The 2500-nt window shown below is 53.3% G+C and carries 1 tRNA gene and 2 rRNA genes (1 of these 3 cut by a window edge); all 3 read left to right on the top strand.

The window, feature by feature from the left end:
• Nucleotides 1-2040, top strand: a 23S ribosomal RNA gene (locus tag BUC08_RS23990); it begins 791 nt to the left of the window's first position.
• 209 nt (nt 2041-2249) lie between these two features.
• Nucleotides 2250-2364, top strand: a 5S ribosomal RNA gene (gene rrf, locus BUC08_RS23985).
• A 58-nt stretch (nt 2365-2422) separates the two neighbouring features.
• Nucleotides 2423-2499 (top strand) — tRNA-Met (locus BUC08_RS23980).
• The last annotated feature ends 1 nt before the right edge of the window (nt 2500 follow it).

Below are 2500 nucleotides of genomic sequence, written 5' to 3'. Positions count from 1 at the left end.
GTGCCTAGGGGTGAAAGGCCAATCAAACTCGGAGATAGCTGGTTCTCTGCGAAATCTATTTAGGTAGAGCGTCATCCGAATACCCTCGGGGGTAGAGCACTGGATGGGTAATGGGGCCCCACAGGCTTACTGATCCTAACCAAACTCCGAATACCGAGGAGTACTAGATGGCAGACACACGGCGAATGCTAACGTCCGTCGTGAAGAGGGAAACAACCCTGACCTACAGCTAAGGCCCCTAATTCATGGCTAAGTGGGAAAGCAGGTGGGACGACCAAAACAACCAGGAAGTTGGCTTAGAAGCAGCCATCTTTTAAAGATAGCGTAACAGCTCACTGGTCTAATCAAGTTGTCCTGCGGCGAAGATGTAACGGGGCTCAAGCCATGAGCCGAAGCTTAGGATGCACTTAGTGCATGGTAGCAGAGCGTAGTGTGACATAACTCCATGTCTCCTTAAGCCCTTCGGGGCGATTGGAGACGCGGAGTTTTCTGTGAAGCCGGCGCGTGAGCGATCCGGTGGAGAGATCACTAGTGAGAATGATGACATGAGTAGCGACAAAGGGAGTGAGAGACTCCCTCGCCGAAAGTCCAAGGGTTCCTGCTTAAAGCTAATCTGAGCAGGGTAAGCCGACCCCTAAGGCGAGGCCGAAAGGCGTAGTCGATGGGAACCAGGTTAATATTCCTGGGCCAGATGGAAGTGACGGATCTCGAAGGTAGTTCATCCTTATCGGATTGAATGGGCTGCTGAGAGGTTCCTGGAAATAGCTCCATCGCTAGATCGTACCCTAAACCGACACAGGTGGACTGGTAGAGAATACCAAGGCGCTTGAGAGAACTATGTTGAAGGAACTCGGCAAAATACCTCCGTAAGTTCGCGAGAAGGAGGCCCGGTTCCTAGGCAACTAGGGGCTGGGGGCACAAACCAGGGGGTGGCGACTGTTTATTAAAAACACAGGGCTCTGCGAAGTCGTAAGACGACGTATAGGGTCTGACGCCTGCCCGGTGCCTGAAGGTTAAAAGGAGGGGTGAGAGCTCTGAATTGAAGCCCAGGTAAACGGCGGCCGTAACTATAACGGTCCTAAGGTAGCGAAATTCCTTGTCGGGTAAGTTCCGACCTGCACGAATGGCGTAACGACTTCCCCGCTGTCTCCAACATAGACTCAGCGAAATTGAATTACCTGTCAAGATGCAGGTTTCCCGCGGTTAGACGGAAAGACCCCGTGCACCTTTACTACAGCTTCACACTGGCAATAGGTCAGGCATGTGCAGGATAGGTGGTAGGCTTTGAAGCAGGGACGCTAGTCCTTGTGGAGCCATCCTTGAGATACCACCCTTGCCTCGCTTGTTGTCTAACCGCGGTCCGTTATCCGGATCCGGGACCCTGTGTGGCGGGTAGTTTGACTGGGGCGGTCGCCTCCTAAAGCGTAACGGAGGCGCGCGAAGGTTGGCTCAGAGCGGTCGGAAATCGCTCGTTGAGTGCAATGGCAGAAGCCAGCCTGACTGCGAGACTGACAAGTCGAGCAGAGTCGAAAGACGGCCATAGTGATCCGGTGGTCCCAAGTGGGAGGGCCATCGCTCAACGGATAAAAGGTACGCCGGGGATAACAGGCTGATACTGCCCAAGAGTCCATATCGACGGCAGTGTTTGGCACCTCGATGTCGGCTCATCTCATCCTGGGGCTGGAGCAGGTCCCAAGGGTACGGCTGTTCGCCGTTTAAAGAGGTACGTGAGCTGGGTTTAGAACGTCGTGAGACAGTTCGGTCCCTATCTTCCGTGGGTGTAGGATACTTGAGAGGAGTTGCCCCTAGTACGAGAGGACCGGGGTGAACGATCCACTGGTGGACCAGTTGTCGTGCCAACGGCAGTGCTGGGTAGCTATGATCGGACAGGATAACCGCTGAAGGCATCTAAGCGGGAAGCCCCCCTCAAAACAAGGTATCCCTGAGAGCCGAGGTAGACCACCTCGTCGATAGGCCAGAGATGTAAGTGCGGTAACGCATTCAGTTGACTGGTACTAATTGCTCGATAGGCTTGATTTGATCCAGTAGAAGAAAGACTTCACAGCAAATGTGAACGAAAACTTCCAAAGACAATCAAAAGCATACACATCAGTATAGATGTACTTTGACTTGGACACCGATCCTCACCCGGAATGGTGAGGGGGCGGGAACGCGTATCCTTCGGATACGCTGCCTCCCGCTCGTTGCGTTTTGCCCCTGGCAAAAGCGCACGTAGAGGTTTTTCTTGGTTTGGTGATCATAGCGCAAGCAAAACACCCAGCCCCATCCCGAACCTGGCAGTTAAGTGCTGTAGCGCCGATGGTACTGCGTCTTAAGACGTGGGAGAGTAGGTCATTGCCAAACCTAGTAAAACCTCTACAAAATCGTATCTCTCTAAACGATACCACCAAAAACCATCTGGCGCGGGATGGAGCAGCCCGGTAGCTCGTCAGGCTCATAACCTGAAGGTCGTAGGTTCAAATCCTACTCCCGCAACCAA

This window comes from Pseudosulfitobacter pseudonitzschiae, assembly GCF_900129395.1.
GTDB classification, from domain to species: domain Bacteria; phylum Pseudomonadota; class Alphaproteobacteria; order Rhodobacterales; family Rhodobacteraceae; genus Pseudosulfitobacter; species Pseudosulfitobacter pseudonitzschiae.
The sequence above is the reverse complement of the archived record's forward strand: the minus strand, read 5'-3'. Positions and strand labels throughout refer to the sequence as shown.